Consider the following 16,855-nt stretch of genomic DNA (forward strand, 5'->3'; position numbering starts at 1 on the left):
CTCCCGCGCTTACAGCTGGGTCAGGCGGCCGAGCATCTGATCGGACGTCTGGATGGCGCGCGAATTGATCTCGTAGGCGCGCTGGGTGACGATCATGTTCACCAGTTCCTCGGCCACGTTCACGTTGGACGATTCGATGTAGGCCTGATTGAGCACGCCGGCGCCGTTGAGACCGGGCTGCAGCGGGGTGGCCACGCCGCTGGAGGCGGTTTCCAGGAACAGGTTCTCGCCCATGCTCTCCAGGCCGCCCGGATTGATGAAGGTGGCCAGCTGGATGTTGCCGATCTGCACCGGCGCGACCTGCCCGGCCAGCACCACGCTGACCGTGCCGTCCTTGCCGATGGTGAGCGTCCGGGCCTCGGCCGGAATGTTGATGTTGTCGGCCAGCAGGTAGCCGCTGGCGGTGGTCATGTTGCCCTGGGCGTCGCGCTGGAAGGCGCCGTCGCGGGTGTATGCGGTGGTGCCGTCGGGCAGTTCGATCTGGAAGAAGCCGTCGCCCTGGATGGCCACGTCGTAGGCGTTGCCGGTATGCACCGGGTTGCCCTGGGTGAAGATGCGCTCGATGGCCACCGGCCGCACGCCGGTACCGAGCTGCAGGCCGGAACCGATCTCGGTCTGCTGCGTGGACTGGGCGCCCGGCTGGCGCATCATCTGGTACATCAGATCCTCGAACACCGCGCGCTGGCGCTTGAAGCCGTTGGTGGACACGTTGGCGAGGTTGTTGGAGATCACGTCCAGCGAGGTCTGCTGGGCATCCAGCCCGGTGCGGGCGGTCCACAGTGAGCGGATCATGATGGCTTCCTTTCTTGCGATGCCGGTGGCCGGGGCCACCGGAAGAATGATCAGGCTTTCAGTCTAGGCCGAAGGTGTCATCGGCCATCCCGGGATTAGCCTTGCAAAAACCATGCTAATCCGCCTTCAGGGCCCGCCCGCGGATCACGCCCGCCCGCTGATGAGCTGCGCCGCCGCGCGGTCGTTCTGCTCGGCGGTCTGCATCATGCGGGTCTGCATCTCGAACTGGCGGCCCAGCGAGATCATCGTGACCATCTGTTCCACCACATTGACGTTGCTGCCTTCCAGGTAGCCGCCGGCAACTTTTACCGTTTCGTCGGCAGGTTGCGCCAGGCCGTCGGCAGTGCGGAACAGGCCGTCGTCACCGCGCACGAGCTGGTTCTCGGGTGGATTGACGAGCTTGAGCCGGTCGACCACGTTGACGATGTTCTGCCCTGCCTGCCAGGCGGAGATGGTGCCATCGCTACCGACTTGCATGGCGCTGTCCGGGGGAATGGTGATCGGTCCGCCTTCGCCCAGCACGGGCAGGCCGCTGCGCGTCTGCAGCACGCCGTTGGCACTCACCATCAGGCTGCCGTCACGGGTGTAGGCCTCGGAGCCGTCGGGCATCTGCACGGTCAGCCAGCCCTTGCTCTCCACCGCGACGTCCTGCGCCCGTCCGGTGTGCTGCAGCGGCCCGGTGGCGAAGTTGGTGGCGACGCTGGCATCGACCACGAAGGCACGGGTGGGCATGGCCTCGGTCTGCACCTCCACCGCACGCAGCTTGTGCATCTCGGTGCGAAAGCCGGTGGTGGTGGCGTTGGCCAGGTTGTGCGACACCGCAGCCTGTTGGCCGAGGGTGTGCTTGGCGCCGGTCATGGCGGTGTAGATGACGCGGTCCATGGCGTTCTCCTAGACGGGCACTATGCTCAGCGCAGATTCACCAGGGTCTGCAGCAACTGGTCCTGGGTACGGATCGATTGCGCGTTGGCCTGGTAGTTGCGCTGCTGGACGATCATGTTGACCAGTTCCGCGGTCAGGTCGACGTTGGATTCCTCCACCTGGCCGGAAGTCACGCTGCCCAGCACCCCGGTTCCCGGCGCCCCCACTGCGGGTTCTCCCGAATCGTAGGACTCGGCCCACATGTTGCCACCCAGCGAGGTCAATCCCTGCGGGGCGGCGAATTCAGCCAGCGCGAGTTTGCCGATGGCCTTGGTCTGCCCGTTGGAATAGGTACCTTCCAGGATGCCGCTGGAATTCACCGACACGCCGGTAAGACGGCCGGTGGTGTAGCCATCCTGACGGGGCGCGGTGGTCACGCCATTTGTCGAATTCCACTGCGTGGAACGGCTGAGATCAAGGGTGAACGTCAGCCCATCGGCCCCTGTGGCCAATTCAGCTGCCGTGCGGCTCATCGAGAAAACGCCGTTGTTGGCCACCGTGGTATCCGGCACGCCGAATTCGGTGAACACGATCTCGCCAAGATGTTCCAGCGGCAGGCCCGTGTTGACCGTGGGGTCGGCCGGATCGGGCACCACATCGTTATCCAGGCGGGCGTATACATCCCAGGTGTTCAGCGGATCGCCCGTTACGGGATCGGATTGGCGCACGAAGTACATGCTGAGCATCGATGCGTTGCCCAGACTGTCATACACCGTCATCGAAGTGGTGTAGTTGTAGCTGTCGACAGGGATGCTGGTAGCGTTGAGATAGGCGGTGATGTCGCTGCCGGGAGGCGTCTGGGCGAGCGGATTCGTTGTAGAAGAATTCAGGTTTACGCCGACCGAGGCCGCGCCGGTTTCGCGCGGGGCAACGTTCGTGGTGTCCACGTAGAGCACCGACGGCTCGCCCTGGAACACCGGGGGCGAAACGTTCGCATCGGCCACTGCGTAACCCGTCAGCCTGTAGCCGGTGGTATTGATGATGAAGCCGTCGCGGCTCACGTCGAACTGGCCGTTGCGCGTGTAGGCGATGCTGCCGTCGGTGCCCATCATGCGGAAGAAGCCGTTGCCGGAAATCGCCATGTCCAGCGGGTTGCCGGTCACCGTGGGGTTGCCCTGGGTGAAGTTCTGCCACACCGCGGTGACCTGGCTGCCGTTACCGACCTGCAGCGAGGTGGAACCGCCCAGCATGGCGCTGGCGTACAGATCGCCGAACACCGTATAGCCCGACTTGAAGCCCACCGTGCTGGCGTTGGCGACGTTGTGGGAGATCGTGTCGAGCGCCTTGGACGAAGAGCTCAGTCCGCTCAAACCTTGGTGGAAAGCCATGATCGCTGCTCCAAATCAAAGAATCTGCTTGATGTCGCCAATCTTGAAGATCCCCAGGTCGCCGACCTGCAGATCCGAACCGCTGGCATTGCGGATGACGCTGGTCACCGCGCCGAACTGCAGGGCGCGCGAAGAGACCGCCACGCCGCCCTGGGTGGCGCTCACGGTGACCGTGTACACCCCTTCCGCAGCCTGACTGCCGTCGCTCGCGGTACCGTCCCAGACGTAGTTGTGACTGCCCGCCTCCACGCCGCTCAGTTCGAGCCTGGCCACTTCCAGGCCGGAGGCGTCGGTGATGGTCAGCACCACCTCGTCGGCCGGACCATCCAGCTCGAAACCGCCGATCGCACCCGCCTCGGTGAGCACCAGGCCACGCCCTTCGACCAGTACCCCGCGGCCAACCAGCGCCGCACTCTGCAGGGCCTCGGTAGATTCCTGCGCCGCCAGCAGCTTGCCCATCATGGTGTTCAGCTTCTCGATGCCTTCCACCGTGGACAGCTGCGCCAGCTGCGAAGTGAGCTCGGCGTTTTCCATCGGGTTCAGCGGATCCTGATTCTGCAGCTGCGTGGTCAGCAGCTTCAGGAAACGCGTCTGCATCTCCTGGGCCTCGCTCTGCTCGGTGGTCGAGGTCGTGCGCGCAAGGCTGGCGAGGATGTCCTGCGCGGACTGGGTGGTGGAACTGACGGTGCTCATGGGTATCTCCAGCGTTCAAGGCTTGGCGCGGCTTCCGGCGCCTTACTGACCAATCTGCAAGGTACGCTGAAGCAAGGTTCGTGCCGTACTCATCACTTCCACGTTGTTCTGGTACGAACGCGAGGCGGAAATCATGTTCACCATCTCCTCCACCACGTTCACGTTGGGCATTTCCACATAGCCCTCGGCATTGGCCGCCGGGTTGTGCGGCTCGTACACCATGCGCATCGGCGCGGCGCTCTCGACGATCTGGTTGACCTTCACGCCCACCGAGCCTTCGCCGGCATTCGGCAATTGCCGGGCGGCAAAGACCACCTGCTTGGCCCTGTACGGCTGGCCATCCTCGGCGATCACGCTGTCCGCGTTGGCCAGGTTGGAGGCGGTGGTGTTCAGGCGCATCGACTGCGCGGTGAGCGCCGAGGCGGAAATATTGAAAACGTTGAGCATGCTCATGGCCGCCTAGCTCCTTACTGGCCCGAGATGGCGGTCTGCATGCCGCGCAGCAGGCCGTTGATGAAGGTCACGCTGGCCTCGTAGTGGATCGAATTCTCCGCAAACGCGGCGCGCTCCACGTCCATCTCCACCGTGTTGCCATCCACCGCCGACTGGTATTCCTGACGGTACAGGGTATGTGCCTCGAGCGAGTCGGCAACCACCGGCTCGATGTGGCGCGCCGAGGTGGTGGCCAGCGCCAGCGGCTGGCGCTGCTTGTCCAGTGCGCCCTGCAGCAGGCCGCGGAAATCGACGTCGCGCGCCTTGTAATGCGGCGTATCCGCGTTGGCGATGTTGGAGGCGAGCAACTGCTGCCGATAAGCCTGGACGTTCAGTGCCCGCATGTGATTCTGCAAATTGTTGTCGAGCAGGTTCTTCATGGCTTCACCTCATGTTCTGGCACCGGCCGCACGCGCGGGGAAAATCCGGCAGCGACACCAATGCACCATCCATGCCAGCCATCTTAGAGGCGTGCCAGCCCTTCCCTAGGCGCGATAAGACCGGTAAACCCCGGCCAATTTGGCCGCTTGCCGGCACGCGACGGCAATCTCCGGCAAAGCTTGCCGCGCGGCCGCGGGGCTTGCCCAGGGCGCGCCGGACATGGTGCAATCGCCCCATGACCGCCCGACTGCCCAAGAGACTGGCCGCCCTGCTGTGCGGCCCGCTGCTCACCGCACCCGCGCTGGCCCAGCAGGCCGCCGAGCCGGTGCGCGCCATCGCCCAGCGTTTCCTGGAAACGGAAGCCGCCGGCCTGCCGGGGCAGGTCCAGGTTTCCGTGGGCGAACTCGACCCGGGCAACCGCCTGCCGCCCTGCGCCGAGCTGGCCGCCTTCTTTCCCGCCGGCGCGCGCGCCTGGGGACAGACCAACGTGGGCATCCGCTGCGATTCGCCGGTGACCTGGACGGTCTATCTGCCCGCGCGCGTGGAAGTCCTCGCCCAATACGTAGTGCTCGCCCGCGCGCTGCGTCCGGGGCAGATCGTCGGCCCCGACGACGTCCGGCTCGAACGCGGCGACCTGGCCGCGCTGCCCGACAACGTGCTCACCGACCCCGTGCAGGCCATCGGCCACCATGCGCGCATCGCCGTGGCCGCCGGCGCGGCGGTGCGCGCCACCCACCTGCGCCTGCCGCAGGCCGTGCGCCAGGGGCAGGACGTGCGGGTGGTCAGCCGGGGGGCTGGGTTCACCGTATCCACCGAGGGCCGCGCGCTCAACGCCGCCGCGGAAGGGGAAACGGTGCGCGTGCGCCTGCCCGACGGACAGACGGTTTCCGGCATCGCGCGCCATGGCGGCGAGGTGGAGATTCCGCGCTGAATCTCCGCGGGAAACCGGCGCCGCGGATGGCAATGGAAAAAAATTCATTAAATCGCTAAAGTTTCGCAATCCGAGGCCGAAGTACCTTCCAGAGCCCATCCATCTGGAGTCATGTCATGAAAATCGATAGCGCCCTGAAGTCGCTGACCGCGCCGTCGACCGGCGAGCCCAAGGCCCGCGCGCAGAACGGCCCGGCCGCGCCCGCCGGAGACAAGGTACAGCTGTCCTCCCTGTCCTCGACCCTGCAGAAAGCCGAGGCCTCGATCGCCAACACCCCCGTCGTGGATCGCGCGCGGGTCGATGAAATCCGCCAGGCCATCAGTGAAGGCCGCTTCAAGGTAGACCCCGAGCGCATCGCCGACGGTCTGCTCGACAGCGTGCGCGAACTGCTCGGCGAGCGCTCGGGCCAATCGTGAATCCCACCGAGCGCCTGCAGTTCTCCCGCCTCATCGACATGGAGGCGACGCAGATGCACGCGTTCATCGATCTGCTGCGGCGCGAGGAAGCGCTTCTGCTGGGCGGTGACACCGACGCCCTGCTCACCCTCACGCAGGAAAAGATTTCGCTGTACCACACCCAGCAGCGCCTGCACGAGGCGCGCATGCAACTGCTCGAACGGCTCGGCCTGGACAGCCCGGCGGCGGCCATCGAGGCGTTCTGCCAGGATCTGCCGGAAACCCGCCGGCGCTGGGACGAAATCCTGCGCCTGGCCGCCGACGCACGCGAGCGCAACACCCTCAACGGCAAACTCATCGTCGAGCGCATGCAGCACAACCAGGGCGCGCTCAACATCCTGCTCAAGGCCGCCAACCGGCCGCAGTTCTACGACGCCGACGGCAACACCCGCTCCGGCGGCAGCGGCCGCCTGCTCGGCAGCGCCTGACGCGCGTCCCCCTTTCCCTTTCCGTCCCTCCCGCCTTATCCTTGCGCCCGTCCCACACCGACGGCTCCGCGATGACAGGCAACAAGCAGCAGTACGACGAATCCTCCTTCCGCGTCCTCAAAGGACTCGAACCGGTGCGCGAGCGCCCGGGCATGTACACCCGCACCGACAGCCCGGCGCACATCGTCCAGGAAGTCATCGACAACGCCGCCGACGAGGCGCTGGCCGGCTTCGCCAAGAAGATCCACGTCACCCTGCACCTGGACGGCTCCATCAGCGTGGCCGACGACGGGCGCGGCATTCCGGTCGGCCTGCACCCGGAGGAAGGCGTGCCGGTGGTGGTGCTGGCCTACACCCGCCTGCACGCCGGCGGCAAGTTCAACAAGCGCGAGGGCAATTCGGCCTACGCCTTCTCCGGCGGCCTGCACGGCGTGGGCGTGTCGGTCACCAACGCGCTGTCCACGCGCATCGAGGTGGAAATCCGCCGGGAAGGCAAGCACTACGCCATCGAATTCAACGACGGCGGCGAACGCATCGGCGAACTGCGCACGCTGGGCGACTGCGGCCGGCAAAGCGGCACGCGGGTGCGCGTGTGGCCCGATCCGAAGTACTTCGATTCGCCCCGCATCCCCATCGCCGAAATCGAGCGCCTGCTGCGCTCCAAGGCCGTGCTGCTGCCCGGCGTGGCCGTGCAGCTCGACCTCGAACAAGCCGCCGCCCCCCTGCAGACCAAGCGCTGGAGCTACCCGGAAGGCCTGGCCGGCTATCTCAAGGAACTGGCCGGCGACCTGGAAGCGGTGGCGCCCATCTACACCGCCGAAGGCTATGCCGGCGCCGACGATGCCAGCTTCGCCAAGGGTGAGGGCGCGGCCTGGGCGATTGCCTGGTTCGAGTCCGCCGTGCCCAGCGAATCGTATGTGAACCTGATCCCCACGGTGGCCGGCGGCACGCACGAATCCGGCCTGCGCGCCGGGGTGTTCGAGGCGGTCAAGGCCTTCATCGAGCACCACGCCCTACTGCCGCGCGGCGTCAAGCTGCAGCAGGAGGACGTGTGCGGGCGCATGAGCTTCGTGCTCTCCGCCCGCCTGCTCGACCCGCAGTTCCAGGGCCAGGTGAAGGAAAAGCTGAACTCGCGCGAGGCGGTCAAGCTGGTTTCCGGCCAGGTGCGCGACCCCTTCGAAATCTGGCTGAACAACCACGTCGAGGCCGGCAAGGCGATTGCCGAACTGTCCATCCGCCAGGCCCAGGCCCGGCAGAAGAGCGCACAAAAGGTCGAGCGCAAGAAAAGCTCCGGTGTCGCCGTGCTGCCCGGCAAACTGTCCGACTGCGAATCCGAGGACATCGCCGAGAACGAACTCTTCCTGGTCGAGGGCGACTCGGCCGGCGGCTCCGCCAAGATGGCGCGCAACAAGGAAACCCAGGCCATCCTGCCGCTGCGCGGCAAGGTGCAGAACGCCTGGGAGGTCGATCCGGACCGCCTGCTGGCCAACGCCGAGATCCACGACATCGCCGTGGCCCTCGGCGTGGACGCGCACGGCGCCGGCGGCGAGGCGGACCTCTCCGGCCTGCGCTACGGCAAAGTGGTCATCATGTCCGATGCCGACGTGGACGGCGCGCACATCCAGACCCTGCTGCTCACCCTGTTCTTCCGCCACTTTCCCCGGCTCATCGAGCACGGCCACATCTACGTGGCGCAGCCGCCGCTGTACCGCGTGGACGTGCCCGCGCAGGGCAAGAAGCGCCCGGCCCGCCGCCTGTACGCACTGGACGACGGCGAACTGGCGGCGATCCGCGACCGCATGGAAAAGGAAGGCTTCCGCCCGGAAAGCATCGAAGTGGGCCGCTTCAAGGGCCTCGGCGAGATGAACCCCGACCAGCTGCGCGAAACCACCATGGACCCGGCCACCCGGCGCGTGCTGCCGGTGGCCGTGCGCGCCGGCTCGCTCGACGACACCCTGCGCATGTTCACCCTGCTCATGGGCAAGGGCGAGGCCTCGGGGCGGCGGGCCTGGATGGAGGAGAACGGCGACTCGGTCGAGGCCGACATCTGAGGCCGCCGATGGCAACGGCCCTGCCCCGCTGCGCTGCGCCTTCGGCGATTTCAGGTGCGTGCGTGCTGACTCACCAGCCAGTAGGTCACGCCCAGCGCCAGCACGGTGGCCGCGGTGGCATACACGTAGGCGGGCTCGATGGTGTTGTAGTCGAGCACGATCACCTTGCGCGCGATGGCCATCAGCGCGGTGGCCACCACCAGCTTGACGTGGATCACGTCGTCGCGCAGGTACAGCGAGATGTTCACGAAGATCTCGATGGCGATCAGCACCACCAGGAATGCACCGAAGATCGCGAAGATGTCGCTGATGCCGAGCAGCATGTGCGGCGGTTCGGCCAGGCGCTGGTAGATCACCCAGAGCACGTCCACGGTGCCCAGCAGGATCACCAGCATCATCAGCACCGACAATACGCGTACCGCCTGGCGGATCACGGTGTGCAGGCTGTCCAGCAGCCGGTCGCGGTGCCCGGTGGAAAACCGGCAGTGCGGATCGTCGTCCTCGTTGCCCTTCATCGTCGCCCCCCAATGCGTGCCATGCATTCAGCCTACCGCGTGCGGCACGCCCTGACAAACCCGACGGCCGCCACGCCCGCGCGCCGCCCGCTTCACCGCAGGATCTGCCGATGAGCCAAGACACCCTGGACCTGTTTGCCAATCCACCCGCGCCGCCGGAGCAGAGCGAGGCGCCCGGCGACGACGGCACCCTGCCGCTGGACCGCTACGCCGAGCGCGCCTACCTGGCCTACGCCATGAGCGTGGTCAAGTCGCGCGCCCTGCCGCAGGTGGAAGACGGCCTCAAGCCGGTGCAGCGCCGCATCCTCTACGCCATGAACGAGATGCGCCTGGCGGCCGGCGCCAAGCACGTCAAATCCGCCCGCGTGGTCGGCGACGTGATCGGCAAGTACCATCCGCACGGCGATTCCAGCGTGTACGACGCCATGGTGCGCGTGGCGCAGGATTTCTCGCTGCGCTACCCGCTGGTGGACGGCCAGGGCAACTTCGGCTCGCGCGACGGCGACTCCGCCGCCGCCATGCGCTACACCGAATGCCGCCTGACGCCGATCGCCGAACTGTTGCTCGGCGAGATCGACCGCGACACGGTGGATTTCGCTCCCAACTACGACGGCGCCTTCCAGGAGCCCAGACTGCTGCCCGCGCGCCTGCCCTTCGTGCTGCTCAACGGCGCTTCCGGCATCGCGGTGGGCATGGCCACCGAAATCCCGCCGCACAACCTGCGCGAGGTGGCCGAGGCCGTCTGCCACCTGATCCGCAACCCGGAAGCCACGCTGGACGACGTGCTCGCCCTGCTGCCGGGGCCGGACTTCCCCGGCGGCGGCCAGCTCATCTCCTCGCCGGAAGCCATCCGCGATGCCTACACCGGCGGACGCGGCAGCCTGCGCCTGCGCGCACGCTGGCGCGTGGAGGAAATGGCGCGCGGCCAGTGGCGCGTCATCGTGCATGAACTGCCGCACGGCGTGTCCACCGCCCAGGTGCTCGCCGAGATCGAGGCGCTCACCAACCCGCAGCCGCGCGCCGGCAAGAAAGAGGTCAGCCAGGAGCAGAAGCAGCTCAAGCAGCTGGTGCTGGGCGTGCTGGAAACCGTGCGCGACGAATCGTCCGAAGCCGCACCGGTGCGCATCGTGCTGGAGCCGCGCTCCAGCCGCATCGACCGCGACGAATTCATGGCCGTGCTGCTCGCCCACACCGGGCTGGAAAGCAGCACCTCGGTCAACCTGACGATGATCGGCACCGACGGCCGCCCGCAGCAGAAGAATCTGGTGCAGATCCTGCGCGAGTGGATCGACTTCCGCTTCCGCACCGTGGATCGCCGCACCCGCCACCGCCTGAGCGAGGTGGACCGGCGCATCCATATCCTCGAAGGGCGCATGATCGCCTTCCTGCACATCGAGGAAGTGATCCGCGTGATCCGCGAATCCGACGAGCCCAAGCCCGCGCTGATCGCCGCCTTCGGCCTCAGCGAAGTGCAGGCCGAGGACATCCTGGAAATCCGCCTGCGCCAGCTCGCCCGCCTGGAAGGTTTCAAGATCGAGAAGGAACTGGCCGAGCTCAAGGAAGAACGCGAGGGCCTGCAGCACCTGCTCGACAGCCGCGGGGCGATGACCCGGCTGATCCTGCGCGAGATCACCGACGACGCCAAGAAGTACGGCGACGAGCGCCGCACGCTGATCGAGACGGTGGCCCCGGTGGCCGCCGCCGAAATCAGCGTGGCCGACGAGCCGGTCACCGTCATCGTCTCGAAGAACGGCTGGGTGCGCAGCCGCCAGGGCCACGGCATCGACCCGGCGAGCATCGGCTACAAGGCCGGCGATTTCGCCTTCGCCCTGATCGAAACGCGCACGGTGTGGCCGCTGGTGGTCATCGACACCAACGGGCGCGCCTACACGGTGAAGGTATCCGACCTGCCCGGCGGGCGCGGCGACGGCACGCCGATCACCACGCTGGTGGAATTCCAGGATGGCGGCAAGCTTGCCCAGGTGCTCTCCGCCGCCCCCGAATCGAACTGGTTCTTCGCCAATTCCGGCAGCTACGGCTTCCTCTGCGCGCTGGCCGACGCCACCAGCCGGCAGCGCGCCGGCAAGGCCTTCATGACCCTGGAAAAGGGCGAGAAGGTGCTCGCCCCGGCGCCGGCGCGCGGCAACTGGATCGCCGCCGTATCGGAAAACGGCCGCATCCTGGTGTTCGCGCGCAGCGAGATGAAGGTGCAGGCCGGCGGGCGCGGGGTGATCGTCATGAAGCTGGAAGACCGCGAAGCGCTCGCCGCCGTGGCGGTGCCGGCGGACGATGCCGTCCTGCGCATCGAGGGCATCGGCCGTGGCGGCAAGGTCATCACCATCGAGCTCAAGCCCGCCCAGCGCGAAACCCTGCGCCACCGGCGCACCGCCAAGGGCATGGCGCTGGCGCCGAAGATCAAGCCGGACCGCATGGAGGGCTGAGCGCCCGGTGGTTTTCCAGGGCGCCCACCGGCGCCCGTTTCACTTCCAGAAGCACCACCACGGCGATTCCCCCGCACGCCCGGCGCCTTCGCGGTGGTACCACTCGCCGAAGCGCCGGTCGGATTCGCCGATGTGGCGCATCAGCCAGACCCGCAGGAAATCCAGCAGTTCGAAGCTGATCGTGGTTTCGCCGCTCTCCAGGCGCCGCTGCAGCGCGCGCACCTGGGCGGTCAGCGCTTCATGGTGGATGCGGTGTTCGGCGTACGCAGGATAGCGCGCCTGGCTCATCAGGCGCTCCTCGTCGGCGAAGTGGTTCAGGGTACAGGCCACCAGTTCGTCCAGCGCGTCGCGCACCGCCTCGACGCCGCGCTGCTCCCGCACGGCCGCATGCAGGCGATTGAGCAGACCGACGAGTTCGACATGCTGCTCGTCGATCGGGGCGATGCCCACGTTGAATTCCCTGCTCCAGCGGAACAATTCCGCCATGACCCGCGCTCCGGCTCCTGCACGGCGGAATGATGCAGCGCACCATCCAACGCCGCGTTGACCGGCATCAACCCGGCCCGGCAGGGGTGGCGGCGTTTTCCTCTCCGGGCAGCAGGGAGCGCATGGGGTCGTCGGCGCGGATGCGGCCGGGCGCGTCGCCGGGCTGCGGCTCGGCCAGCCTGGATTCGATCAGGATGGTCACCCGGCGGTTGCGCGCCCGCCCCGCCTCGCTGGCGTTGTCGGCCACCGGACGCTGGTCGGCGTAGCCGGCGGCGGTGAGGCGCTCGGGATTCACCCCGGACTCGACGAACAGGCGTACCACCGACGAGGCGCGCACCGCGGAAAGCTCCCAGTTGGACGGGAAGCGGAAATTGTTGATCGGCAGGTTGTCGGTATGCCCTTCGATGGTCACCGGAAAACTGGCCGGGGCCAGCACCTGGGCCACCGCGCGCAGCGCGGAAACCGCCTCGCTGCCGAGCGCGGCCTCGGCCGGGGCGAACAGCACGCTGGCGTTGATTTCCACGGTGATGCCGTGCGCGCCCTCGGTCACCGTGACCTGTCCATCGCGCGTCAGCGGCAGGAGCACGCGGCGGATTTCGCTGGCCATGTCGCGCATGCGCTGCGCGGTCCGGCGGCGCTGGTTCTCGGCCTCGACCTGCTCGGGGGTGCGTGCCACCGGCTGCACGATGGAGCCGGAAATCACCACCGGCTCGACGACCTGCTGGGCGCCATCGAACAGCGCGCCGCTGCGGAAGGCCTGCACGATGGATTCCGAGAGGATGCGGTACTTGCCTTCGTTGATCGAGCTCAGCGAATACATCACCACGAAGAAGGCGAACAACAGCGTCAGGAAATCCGCATAGGAAACCATCCAGCGCTCGTGGTTGTCGTGCTCTTCTTCCGCCTTGCGCCGTGCCATGGTGTGCGCCCCGCCCTCAGACGATGTAGCCTTGCATGCGCCCTTCGATGATGCGCGGGTTGTCGCCGTTGGCGATGCCCACCAGGCCATCGACCAGCATCTCGCGCTGCGACACCATGCTTGAAATGTGCGCCAGCAGTTTCTTGGCCACGGGCAGGAAGATCAGGTTGGCCGCCCCCACCCCGTAGATGGTGGCGACGAAGGCCACGGCGATGCCCGCACCCAGCTTGGACGGGTCGGAAAGGTTTTCCATGACGTGGATCAGCCCGAGCACCGCACCGATGATGCCGATGGTCGGCGCGTAGCCGCCGGCGGCCTCCCAGACCTTTGCGCACTGCTTCATCTGCGCCTCCCAGGCGCCGATCTCCACGTCCATCACGTCGCGCAGACGGTCGGGCTCCACGCCGTCGACCAGCAGTTGCAGGCCCTTCTGCATGAAGGGCTCGGGCAGGCGCGGAATCTGTCCTTCCAGGGCGAGCAGGCCTTCCTTGCGCGCGGTGTGGCTCCAGCTCACCACCATGGTGATCAGCGTCGCGTGATTGACCCGCGGCGGCACGAATACCCAGCGGCTCATCTTCATGCCATCGACGAACACGCGCAGCGGGCTCTGCAGCATCACCGCGCCAAAGGTGCCGCCGAACACGATCAGGGCCGCGGTGGGCTGGATCAGCGAAGAGACATGGCCGCCTTCGAGCACCTGGCCGACCAGGATGGCGACCATGCCAAGCGCGAGACCGACCAGACTGATGCCGTCCATGCAGTTCCTCCGTGCCTAGAATTCGCGGTTCAACCGCCGCTGGCCTGCTTGGGCGGCCGTCCGCGACGCGGCGCCACCGGGGCCGGCGCGCCTTCGCCGAGCACGCGTGCACGCAGACGGGCGACGGCCTGGCTGTGCAGCTGGCAGACGCGCGATTCGGTCACCCCGAGCACTTCGCCGATTTCCCGCAGGTTGAGTTCTTCGTCATAATACAGCGCCATCACCAGCTTCTCGCGCTCGGGCAGTTCGCCGATGGCGCGCACCAGACTGCTGCGCATGTCGGCGTCTTCGAGCAGATCGGCCGGGTTGGTCTCATGCACGCCGAGGTGGCGCTCGAAATAATCCTCGCCCTCGCCGTCGGTGAAATCCTCGAAATGCACCAGCTGGTAGCCGCGCGCGTCCTGCAGCAGGCGCTGGTACTCGCCCAGCGGCAGGTCGAGCGCCTCGGCCAGTTCCACCTCGGTGGGCGGACGGCCGTGCTGCTGCTCCAGCGCGTGGATGGCGCCCTCGATGCGCCGCATGTCGCGCCGCAGGCTGCGCGGCAGCCAGTCGTTCTCGCGCAGGCCGTCGAGCATGGCGCCGCGGATGCGCTGCACCGCGTAGGTTTCGAACTGGGCGCCCAATCCGTCTTCATAACGGTTGATCGAATCGAGCAGCCCCATCATGCCGTTCTGGATCAGATCCTCCACGTCCACGCTGGCCGGCAGCTTCGCCATCAGGTGATAGGCGATGCGCTTGACCAGCGGAGCGTAGGACTCCACCAGATGGTCTTTGTCGAGATTACCTTCGGCGTCGTACATCCACGTGACCTGAATCTTCTTCCTGCGGGAGGTCCTGGCCGCCGGAGCGCTATGCGTGCCGGCGTCGCGCCATTGTCCCGCACCCTGGCCGCTCTGACCAGAAGGATACGTCAGGCCGAACATGATCATTACCTCCGCAGGGCCGCGCGCGGCACTTGAGCGGCCCCCAGCGCCGACAGGCGGCGCAGGAAGGCGTGCTCGGCCTCACGCGGACTGGATTCGGCGGCCGGATGGGCCAGGCCCGCGGCCAGATCGTCGCGCTCCACCTCGCCCAGCCAGGCCAGCGCGACGCCCACGTGGCGGCGCACCAGTTCTTCCAGGCTGGCGAAGAAGGCCGCCGCGTCGGCGCGGCTGCGCGCGCGCGCCACGGCCACGTGCAGGGAACCGGCCCCGGCCGAGGCCAGTTGCTTGATCACCCGGTAGGCTTCGGTCGCGCCGCTGGCGCTGGCCTCGGCCACCACCAGGCGGCGCGGCGCGGCATACACGAAGGGCGACGGATCGCCGGCGGAGTCGCCCGCCGCGTGGATCAGCAGGAAACCGGCGTGGCGCTGCATCTGGTGCAGGGCGCCCAGCAGCGCCTCCCGGCGGTCTTCGTCGAGCAGCGGCAGCGCCAGCGCGGCGGCCGAGATCGACACGCGGCCGAGCAGGCCGGGCACCGGCTGGAGGATTTCGCCGGGGGTGACGCGGCCATCCAGCACGCCGAGCAGATCGGGGCCGGCGGGCAGCCCCAGGCGCGCGGCCAAGCTGGCCTCGCCCGGCGCCTCGTCGAGCAGGATCACCCGTTCGGCGCGCCCGGCGATGCCGTGTGCGGTACGCAACGCATTGTGGGCGCCGTGGCGGCCGGTGGCGTACAGCGCCACGACCACCGGCGGCGCGCGGCGGAACAACCGGCGCAGGCCGGCCGCCTGGTCTTCGCGCGGGTCGATCATGATCAGGCTCCCAGGCCGCCGGCGGCCAGCATCAGGCCGGCTTCATCGCCCTGCAGCTTCCACGGCGAGCCTTCGGCCTGCTCGCGCATGGCGCGATGCAGCAGGTAGGCGCGGTTGGGCAGGTGCAGGTCTTCCGGCACGCGCTGGCCGTTGGCCACGTAGAACAGTTCGAGTTCGCGGCGCACCGCCACGTCGATGGCCGGCGCCAGCGAGGCGGCCTCGTCCACCTTGGTGAGGATGCAGCCGGCCAGGCCCGGGCCCTTGTAGGCGCGCACCACGTCGTCCAGGGTGTCGCCCCGGCAGGTGGCGTTGAGCAGCAGCAGGCGGCGCACGTTGCCGGCACCCAGCAGCATCGCGGCCTGTTCGGCCACCATGCGGTCGCGCTGGCTGACGCCCACGGTATCGATCAGCACCATGTGCTTGTTGCGCAGTTCGGCCAGGGTCTGGCGCAGGTCGGCGGCGTCGCGCACGGAGAACACCGGCACGCCGAGGATGCGGCCGTAGATGCGCAGTTGTTCCTGCGCGCCGATGCGGTAGCCGTCGGTGGTGATCAGTGCAAGCTTGTCGGCGCCGTGGCGCACCACGCAGCGCGCGGCGAGCTTGGCGGTGGTGGTGGTCTTGCCCACGCCGGTGGGGCCGACCAGGGCGTACACGCCGCCACGGTCGATCAGGTCGGCGTCGGAGGACAGCGCGCGCAGTTCGCGGTTGAGCGCATTCTTGACCGCGCCGCGTGCGGCGTCCGGGCTGGCGTCCTCGGCGATGGCCTCGACCAGGCGGCGGGCCAGCTGGGCGGAGAAGCCGGCCTCCAGCAGTTCGCCGACCAGATCAGCGCGTGCCGGGGCGTGGCGGCGGGCCTCACCCCAGGCGAAACCGGCGAGCTGGCGTTCGATCATGCCGCGGATGCCGGAGAGTTCGGCCATCAGCTTGCCGTTGGCTTCTTGCAGTTCGCGCACGCGGGCATCCTGCTCGCGGCTGTCGCGTTGTTCATTCACGGCGGACGCGCGGCGCGGCGCTTCGCTCTCGCGCAGCGGCGCGGGGCGATCGGGTTCCGGGGCGGCGGCACGCGCGGCGGCGAGCGCCTCGGCCCACGGGTCGGCAGCCACCGACGCGCGCGAACGCGGCGGCGGGTAGTCGGCCTGTTCCACGCGCGGCGGGCTGAACGGGCGCATCACCGGGGCGCTCTGGCGGGCCGGTGCGGCGCGCAGGCTGACACGGTAGTCGTCGTCCGCGTCTTCCACGCGCGGCGCCACCGGTGCGGCGGCGGGAGCCGGCGCACGTGCGGGGCGCGTGGAAGGCAGCGAGCCGACCGCGTCGGAGGGCAGCGCCAGAATCTCCACACCGCCTTCCACCGCCCGGTTGGACAGGACGATGGCGTCCGCGCCGAGCTCTTCCTTGAGCTCGCGCAGGGCCTCGCGGGCAGTACGGGCGAAATAGCGTTTGACGTTCATGGTGATTCTCCAACGACCGCGCTCGCAGCGCAGGATGGTTCCGATTATGGGCGCGGGAGGCGGCGGGGATAGGGTGGAATAAACCGGA

18 protein-coding genes are annotated in these 16,855 nt (G+C 67.9%); 5 read left to right on the top strand and 13 right to left on the bottom strand.

Annotated features, from left to right (window positions below; all coding sequences use genetic code 11):
- Nucleotides 1-9: 9 nt before the first annotated feature.
- The 6 genes from flgG to flgB form a co-directional block, all read right to left on the bottom strand.
- Nucleotides 10-792: a flagellar basal-body rod protein FlgG gene (flgG, locus tag E6C76_RS09225; RefSeq protein WP_136347930.1), complete on the bottom strand. Its 783-nt coding sequence runs from the start codon at nucleotides 790-792 to the stop codon at nucleotides 10-12.
- Between the two features lie 144 nt (nucleotides 793-936).
- Entirely contained in the window at nucleotides 937-1,674 is a 738-nt protein-coding gene (gene flgF / locus E6C76_RS09230) for a flagellar basal-body rod protein FlgF (RefSeq protein WP_136347931.1), read from the bottom strand.
- Nucleotides 1,675-1,700: 26 nt separating this feature from the next.
- The gene (gene flgE / locus E6C76_RS09235) at nucleotides 1,701-3,041 is read right to left on the bottom strand and encodes a flagellar hook protein FlgE (RefSeq protein ID WP_136347932.1); all 1,341 of its coding nucleotides are present in this window, start codon (nucleotides 3,039-3,041) and stop codon (nucleotides 1,701-1,703) included.
- Between the two features lie 15 nt (nucleotides 3,042-3,056).
- Nucleotides 3,057-3,734, bottom strand: coding sequence for a flagellar hook assembly protein FlgD (locus E6C76_RS09240; RefSeq protein WP_136347933.1), 678 nt, complete (start codon nucleotides 3,732-3,734; stop codon nucleotides 3,057-3,059).
- A gap of 42 nt (nucleotides 3,735-3,776) precedes the next feature.
- Nucleotides 3,777-4,187 carry a flagellar basal body rod protein FlgC gene (flgC, locus tag E6C76_RS09245; RefSeq protein ID WP_136347934.1) on the bottom strand — a complete coding sequence of 137 codons (411 nt, stop codon included), beginning with the start codon at nucleotides 4,185-4,187 and terminating at the stop codon, nucleotides 3,777-3,779.
- 14 nt (nucleotides 4,188-4,201) lie between these two features.
- On the bottom strand, nucleotides 4,202-4,606 hold the full coding sequence (gene flgB / locus E6C76_RS09250; protein WP_136347935.1) for a flagellar basal body rod protein FlgB: 405 nt from the start codon (nucleotides 4,604-4,606) through the stop codon (nucleotides 4,202-4,204).
- A gap of 236 nt (nucleotides 4,607-4,842) precedes the next feature.
- Here flgB and flgA point away from each other — a divergent pair, with 236 nt between their 5' ends.
- The 4 genes from flgA to E6C76_RS09270 all read left to right on the top strand — a co-directional run bounded on the left by flgA (nucleotide 4,843) and on the right by E6C76_RS09270 (nucleotide 8,472).
- The gene (flgA, locus tag E6C76_RS09255; protein ID WP_136347936.1) at nucleotides 4,843-5,538 is read left to right on the top strand and encodes a flagellar basal body P-ring formation chaperone FlgA; all 696 of its coding nucleotides are present in this window, start codon (nucleotides 4,843-4,845) and stop codon (nucleotides 5,536-5,538) included.
- Between the two features lie 116 nt (nucleotides 5,539-5,654).
- Nucleotides 5,655-5,954, top strand: coding sequence for a flagellar biosynthesis anti-sigma factor FlgM (gene flgM / locus E6C76_RS09260; RefSeq protein WP_136347937.1), 300 nt, complete (start codon nucleotides 5,655-5,657; stop codon nucleotides 5,952-5,954).
- Nucleotides 5,951-6,421 (top strand): flagella synthesis protein FlgN, encoded by a 471-nt coding sequence (locus E6C76_RS09265; RefSeq protein WP_230976214.1) that lies wholly within the window; start codon nucleotides 5,951-5,953, stop codon nucleotides 6,419-6,421. Before flgM ends, E6C76_RS09265 begins: the two co-directional genes overlap by 4 nt.
- A gap of 71 nt (nucleotides 6,422-6,492) precedes the next feature.
- Nucleotides 6,493-8,472 carry a DNA topoisomerase IV subunit B gene (locus E6C76_RS09270; RefSeq protein WP_136347938.1) on the top strand — a complete coding sequence of 660 codons (1,980 nt, stop codon included), beginning with the start codon at nucleotides 6,493-6,495 and terminating at the stop codon, nucleotides 8,470-8,472.
- A 50-nt stretch (nucleotides 8,473-8,522) separates the two neighbouring features.
- On the opposite strand, the gene E6C76_RS09275 is transcribed toward E6C76_RS09270, so the two are convergent.
- Nucleotides 8,523-9,014, bottom strand: a complete 492-nt coding sequence (locus E6C76_RS09275) for a phosphate-starvation-inducible PsiE family protein (protein WP_331000010.1) — start codon at nucleotides 9,012-9,014, stop codon at nucleotides 8,523-8,525.
- Between the two features lie 83 nt (nucleotides 9,015-9,097).
- Between E6C76_RS09275 and parC the strand changes: the two genes are divergently transcribed.
- The gene (parC, locus tag E6C76_RS09280) at nucleotides 9,098-11,428 is read left to right on the top strand and encodes a DNA topoisomerase IV subunit A (protein WP_136347939.1); all 2,331 of its coding nucleotides are present in this window, start codon (nucleotides 9,098-9,100) and stop codon (nucleotides 11,426-11,428) included.
- Nucleotides 11,429-11,467: 39 nt separating this feature from the next.
- Here the strand turns inward: parC and E6C76_RS09285 are convergent, their stop codons facing one another.
- The 6 genes from E6C76_RS09285 to flhF all read right to left on the bottom strand — a co-directional run bounded on the left by E6C76_RS09285 (nucleotide 11,468) and on the right by flhF (nucleotide 16,767).
- On the bottom strand, nucleotides 11,468-11,914 hold the full coding sequence (locus E6C76_RS09285) for a bacteriohemerythrin (RefSeq protein ID WP_136347940.1): 447 nt from the start codon (nucleotides 11,912-11,914) through the stop codon (nucleotides 11,468-11,470).
- A gap of 67 nt (nucleotides 11,915-11,981) precedes the next feature.
- Complete coding sequence (gene motD, locus E6C76_RS09290; RefSeq protein ID WP_136347941.1) at nucleotides 11,982-12,833, bottom strand: flagellar motor protein MotD; 852 nt, start codon at nucleotides 12,831-12,833, stop codon at nucleotides 11,982-11,984.
- Between the two features lie 16 nt (nucleotides 12,834-12,849).
- Nucleotides 12,850-13,590: a flagellar motor protein gene (locus E6C76_RS09295; RefSeq protein WP_136347942.1), complete on the bottom strand. Its 741-nt coding sequence runs from the start codon at nucleotides 13,588-13,590 to the stop codon at nucleotides 12,850-12,852.
- Nucleotides 13,591-13,619: 29 nt separating this feature from the next.
- Entirely contained in the window at nucleotides 13,620-14,390 is a 771-nt protein-coding gene (locus E6C76_RS09300; protein WP_136348183.1) for an RNA polymerase sigma factor FliA, read from the bottom strand.
- Nucleotides 14,391-14,518: 128 nt separating this feature from the next.
- Nucleotides 14,519-15,319, bottom strand: a complete 801-nt coding sequence (locus E6C76_RS09305) for a MinD/ParA family ATP-binding protein (RefSeq protein WP_136347943.1) — start codon at nucleotides 15,317-15,319, stop codon at nucleotides 14,519-14,521.
- A gap of 2 nt (nucleotides 15,320-15,321) precedes the next feature.
- A complete protein-coding gene (gene flhF, locus E6C76_RS09310) occupies nucleotides 15,322-16,767 on the bottom strand; it encodes a flagellar biosynthesis protein FlhF (protein WP_136347944.1) in 1,446 nt (481 codons plus the stop codon).
- Between the last annotated feature and the right edge of the window lie 88 nt (nucleotides 16,768-16,855).

The organism is Pseudothauera nasutitermitis (assembly GCF_004801295.1).
Taxonomy (GTDB): Bacteria; Pseudomonadota; Gammaproteobacteria; order Burkholderiales; family Rhodocyclaceae; genus Pseudothauera; species Pseudothauera nasutitermitis.

Coding starts and splice junctions, on each gene's coding strand:
- flgG (WP_136347930.1), bottom strand. CDS start 792: ATGATCCGCTCACTGTGGACCGCCCGCACCGGGCTGGATGCCCAGCAG.
- flgF (WP_136347931.1), bottom strand. CDS start 1,674: ATGGACCGCGTCATCTACACCGCCATGACCGGCGCCAAGCACACCCTC.
- flgE (WP_136347932.1), bottom strand. CDS start 3,041: ATGGCTTTCCACCAAGGTTTGAGCGGACTGAGCTCTTCGTCCAAGGCG.
- E6C76_RS09240 (WP_136347933.1), bottom strand. CDS start 3,734: ATGAGCACCGTCAGTTCCACCACCCAGTCCGCGCAGGACATCCTCGCC.
- flgC (WP_136347934.1), bottom strand. CDS start 4,187: ATGAGCATGCTCAACGTTTTCAATATTTCCGCCTCGGCGCTCACCGCG.
- flgB (WP_136347935.1), bottom strand. CDS start 4,606: ATGAAGAACCTGCTCGACAACAATTTGCAGAATCACATGCGGGCACTG.
- flgA (WP_136347936.1), top strand. CDS start 4,843: ATGACCGCCCGACTGCCCAAGAGACTGGCCGCCCTGCTGTGCGGCCCG.
- flgM (WP_136347937.1), top strand. CDS start 5,655: ATGAAAATCGATAGCGCCCTGAAGTCGCTGACCGCGCCGTCGACCGGC.
- E6C76_RS09270 (WP_136347938.1), top strand. CDS start 6,493: ATGACAGGCAACAAGCAGCAGTACGACGAATCCTCCTTCCGCGTCCTC.
- E6C76_RS09275 (WP_331000010.1), bottom strand. CDS start 9,014: ATGCATGGCACGCATTGGGGGGCGACGATGAAGGGCAACGAGGACGAC.
- parC (WP_136347939.1), top strand. CDS start 9,098: ATGAGCCAAGACACCCTGGACCTGTTTGCCAATCCACCCGCGCCGCCG.
- E6C76_RS09285 (WP_136347940.1), bottom strand. CDS start 11,914: ATGGCGGAATTGTTCCGCTGGAGCAGGGAATTCAACGTGGGCATCGCC.
- motD (WP_136347941.1), bottom strand. CDS start 12,833: ATGGCACGGCGCAAGGCGGAAGAAGAGCACGACAACCACGAGCGCTGG.
- E6C76_RS09295 (WP_136347942.1), bottom strand. CDS start 13,590: ATGGACGGCATCAGTCTGGTCGGTCTCGCGCTTGGCATGGTCGCCATC.
- E6C76_RS09300 (WP_136348183.1), bottom strand. CDS start 14,390: ATGTACGACGCCGAAGGTAATCTCGACAAAGACCATCTGGTGGAGTCC.
- E6C76_RS09305 (WP_136347943.1), bottom strand. CDS start 15,319: ATGATCGACCCGCGCGAAGACCAGGCGGCCGGCCTGCGCCGGTTGTTC.
- flhF (WP_136347944.1), bottom strand. CDS start 16,767: ATGAACGTCAAACGCTATTTCGCCCGTACTGCCCGCGAGGCCCTGCGC.